The sequence below is a fragment of the Streptosporangium sp. NPDC005286 genome (assembly GCF_040607515.1).
In the GTDB taxonomy this organism is placed as follows: Bacteria; Actinomycetota; Actinomycetes; order Streptosporangiales; family Streptosporangiaceae; genus Streptosporangium.
The window spans coordinates 1-3831 of the sequence record NZ_JBEXGU010000339.1 but is presented as its reverse complement, the minus strand read 5'-3'; the positions used below and the strand labels follow the sequence as shown (position 1 = coordinate 3831).

The window sequence follows — 3831 nt, the reverse complement described above, 5'->3', positions numbered from 1 at the left end:
CCGACGCGCACCTCGCCGTGCCTGCAACCCGCCGTTCGCGTCGGCGGTCACTCCGGACCGACTTGACGCACCCCGCCCATCGGATGTCTCAGCCCAGGCCCACCGGACACCAGGGCGACGACGGAGCGAACATTCCCCGTGCCCGTTGCGTGCCCGTCAGTAGAGTGACCAAGGGGGGCTCACGGGGAATCGCGGTTACTCCAAGCGTTCCCCCGCAGGTCAGCACTCCCCAGGTCAGCAGCCAAGAGCGTTAGAGACTTCCCAAGCTGATAATGCAGGTCACTCTATTCCACGCCAGCTTGCCTGGATCATTCAGGGTTCAGCCAGCATTGAAAGGATGAACTCGTTGATTTAAGTACGGCGGGATCGCGTGGCGGCTCAGGCCAGATCTGCAGGAAGTAGTGATCACCTGGTTCGACCCAGTTTTCTTCGTCCATTCCTCTGATGTGGTATCGCAAACGATATGTTCCGGGACCGGCGGGCAGCGGAGGAAGAGGATGCGTCCTCCCCCCTCCCCACTCCTGCAGCGAAAGCCGGCCCGATGGGGACTCGTAGCTGATCTCGACGATGTCTTCGTAGCCATCGAGGTCAGCACCCGGATCCCGATCGGCGACAGCCACCGTGAACTCAACCGTTCCCCACTGAGGACCCACAATCAGGAGGGCACTGCCTTTCTCCACTCGGATGATCCCCACAGGGTGGCTCGGCACGTCATCAAAATGGCTGTACGCGTCACACCCCTCGTCCACGAGATAAGCCTGGCTGTAATCCACCTCCACATCCATCTGCTTGATCTGCACGACAGGAGTCTCATCTCTGGCCATGGGCGGGAAGCATAGACTCCGCCACCGACAAGATCGGCTATCAGAGGCAGCGCAACCAGGCTGCCGTCAAGTGATGACGACGAGCGAGCTTCCCGTGCCAGATGCGTGCCAGAACAGGCGGGGAACCACGGTCACTCACGGGGACTCACAGTCACTCGACCCACCCTGACCTGCACCCCCGTTTTCCCAGCTCAGGGCAGCAGGGTCAGCAGATGATTCCCAAGCTGACAGCGCGGGTTCGATTCCCGTCACCCGCTCCAAGAGTGAAGGCCCAGCTCAGGACATGAATCCGGAGCCGGGCCTTGATTGTTTCCAGGGCTGTTGATCTTGCGTGGGGGATAGCGGGCGATCTCGGTGCCCAGGTTTTGAAACGCTGTCCAGTGGGAGGCTCAGGCCCAGAGTGGTCCCACGGCTATTGGGTCGCCGAGACCCGCAAGCTGCTCACCGACCACCAGGTCACGGTCTCCGCCACCACCATCCGGTTTACCACCGCCGCACAGCCGCGTAGTTTCCTGGACAACGACGACGTCCCCGCCCAGCGGCCCCAAATCTCCGAAACGCTTTCGCACCCTGCTCTGACCGCGATGAGCCGCGAAGAACTCCGCCAGATTATCGAGCGACTCACCTCGCTCCAAGCCGCCCGCCTCGAACGCCTCCGCTATCAGCGACGCGGCGGTGAACGACTCCCCGGAGCCCGAGGCGGCATCTTCCAACAGAAGATCACCGATGCCGAGCGGATCCTCGCTGCCATCCTCTACCAGCGGAAAGTCTGCACACGGCAAGTCCTCAGCGAACCGTTTGAAGTCAGCTCCCGCACGATCGGCAACGTTCTCATCGAGACCCGCCCACTCCTGGAACACGGCGGCTACAACCCCGCACCCGCCCCAACCCGCCACCGGACCGCAGCCGCGCTCCTCGCGGTAGCTGCCGCCCTGCTCGACGTCGGGCAGGAGTGTCATCACCCGTCTGTGATGAAGTGGTCCGCCGCATCACAGACGGGTGATGACGAAGAGTCTTTTAGCCTTGCTTTCATTCAGTCGCCTGGTTGGTTCTTCGAGCTGTTCCTGTATGCTCTGCCGCGACCGGATGAGCTTGTGGTCGGCTCAGATTCTTTGATATCCGACCGATATCGGCCATGAGCTACTGCTGCATTTGGCATTTGATCTAACGGAATTAGCGACCCAAGGGCCGTAAACCGTGGTGTAGCTACCGCTACTATTCTGGCAGAAGAGCACGACCTGTGTCTGAGTCACTCCGGTACCGCTGCACATCGCCCAGCCAGTGCCACCGTTAACACCAATCTGCGCGCTAGTGTCGCAGGTTGCCGCCTGGGCGGCGGCAGTCGGTGACATTAGAGTTGTCGCGGCGGCGATCGCGGCCACCGCGACCACCGAAACGCCGAACTTCTTGATACGGCTCATTAGTTATCCCTTTCGGTGTCGATGTTTACTTCTTGATGGTAGTCACAGCTTTAGTGGATATCCATAGAGGATGGTATGCAATTTGAGTGAGCATTTTACGGGCTAGCCACAGGGCCGCAGATTGAAGTCCGAAATAGGAAAACAGTCTGGTAGAGAGGGCTTGCGCTCACGGATCCGGTAGCGGATCTTCCCGGTGTCCAGGTCCAGGGCACCGAGCAGGTGCATGACCCAGTTTTCGAGCGTCGTTGACACATGCTGGCGCATGACCCCGTGCCCGTTGCGTGCCCGTCAGGAGGGGGATCAAGGGGGAACCACGGGGAATCACGGTCACTCGACCCGCTCCCCCGCAGGTCAGAATCTTCCCAGCTCAGCGACCAGATGCGATAGAGACTTCCCAAGCTGACAGCGCGGGTTCGATTCCCGTCACCCGCTCCAACATCAAAAGCCCAGCTCAAGAATGTGGTTTAGAGCTGGGCCTTCCCTGTTCCCTTGGCGCTGACGACTCCCGAGCAAGCCTGTCGCGGCTGAAGACCGCTACCGCCGAAGGAGCAGCGGAAGTCTACGGACTGAGCCTCGAAGTGGCCGCCTGCAACTTATGCGTTCGCCAGCTGTCGGTGATGCACCGTTAGAAGCTCGATTTCAGTGATGTCGTCGTCGACGATGAGCTCGACACGGAACCGAACTCCCATTGCCGCACCGAGACGCAGCAGTGTCGCTATATCCGGAATGCCGCCACCACCCTCGATGCGAGACAGAGCGGGTTGGGACATCCCGGAGCGTTCCGCTACGACCTTCTGAGACAAGCCTCGGCGCTTACGGATCTCGCGCAACTGGTCTCCGAGCTCCAAGTCACGGCCCGCCTGCTCGTATTCGGAGTGGGACTGCGCATCCGCTTCCATCTCGCGCAGACGCTTCGCCTTGTAGGTTTCCCAACGGCTGTGACCCATCATGCGCTCCTCTCGAACACGTGCGTGGTGGTTAGGTCATGCTGTGCCTCACACCGCTTCCTAGCAGCGATCGCTCGGTCGATGTCGGCGGTCTGCGTCCCATCCTGTGTCTTGCGGAAGACCGTCAGGACCACGATCACCTTGTTGGATGGCTTCCAGAAGGTTAACCGCCAGGTTGTGCGGTCGAGAGCGACACGCAGTTCGTGCACACCTTCGGCATCCTTCAGCTTCTTCACGTGATCCCCATCAGGAATGCCACCAGTGACGAGGTAGTCGTCTACGTTCCGCATAACCCGTTGGTAGAGCGGAAAGGAAAGTCCGTCCAGCCAAGACTCCACCTCCGGCTCTAGGTCGATCTCCCACCGAGGCATACCATCAACAGTATATTCACTCGATGGTAACCCGCAGCGGGGATGAATACCAGGCCTGACCCCGCGTCCGCTCCTCGATCTTGGTTGCTATCCCAGATCAGCCGCTATACCCTCAGCGAACAGTTGGAGTCGCAGGTTGAGCCCTTGGCCTAGTGTCCTGCGCCTGAAATTCGTCGGCAATATCTAGCAAGGGATTCGAGGATCTCTTCCGCGGTCTTCTTCCACACGAACGGCCGCGGGTTGTCATTCCATTGGTCGATCCAGGTGC

Annotated in this window: 4 protein-coding genes and 1 pseudogene; 1 reads left to right on the top strand and 4 read right to left on the bottom strand. The window is 60.3% G+C overall.

The window, feature by feature from the left end; genetic code table 11:
• Nucleotides 1–308 precede the first annotated feature (308 nt).
• Nucleotides 309–800, bottom strand: a complete 492-nt coding sequence (locus ABZU75_RS45715; RefSeq protein WP_355569618.1) for a hypothetical protein — start codon at nucleotides 798–800, stop codon at nucleotides 309–311.
• 326 nt (nucleotides 801–1126) lie between these two features.
• Here ABZU75_RS45715 and ABZU75_RS45710 point away from each other — a divergent pair, with 326 nt between their 5' ends.
• Complete coding sequence (locus ABZU75_RS45710; RefSeq protein WP_355569615.1) at nucleotides 1127–1963, top strand: hypothetical protein; 837 nt, start codon at nucleotides 1127–1129, stop codon at nucleotides 1961–1963.
• Between the two features lie 875 nt (nucleotides 1964–2838).
• Here the strand turns inward: ABZU75_RS45710 and ABZU75_RS45705 are convergent.
• From ABZU75_RS45705 to ABZU75_RS45695, 3 genes and pseudogenes are all read right to left on the bottom strand, one after another.
• Entirely contained in the window at nucleotides 2839–3195 is a 357-nt protein-coding gene (locus tag ABZU75_RS45705) for a helix-turn-helix transcriptional regulator (protein ID WP_355569613.1), read from the bottom strand.
• The gene (locus tag ABZU75_RS45700) at nucleotides 3192–3563 is read right to left on the bottom strand and encodes a type II toxin-antitoxin system RelE/ParE family toxin (RefSeq protein ID WP_355569610.1); all 372 of its coding nucleotides are present in this window, start codon (nucleotides 3561–3563) and stop codon (nucleotides 3192–3194) included. The genes ABZU75_RS45705 and ABZU75_RS45700 overlap by 4 nt, the downstream gene beginning before the upstream one ends.
• 149 nt (nucleotides 3564–3712) lie before the next feature.
• Nucleotides 3713–3831: pseudogene (locus tag ABZU75_RS45695) on the bottom strand (IS630 family transposase); the annotation flags it as partial.

What these genes read in the sequence shown, in the direction of transcription:
- ABZU75_RS45705 (WP_355569613.1), bottom strand. Translation starts at nt 3,195, where the DNA reads ATGATGGGTCACAGCCGTTGGGAAACCTACAAGGCGAAGCGTCTGCGC.
- ABZU75_RS45700 (WP_355569610.1), bottom strand. Translation starts at nt 3,563, where the DNA reads ATGCCTCGGTGGGAGATCGACCTAGAGCCGGAGGTGGAGTCTTGGCTG.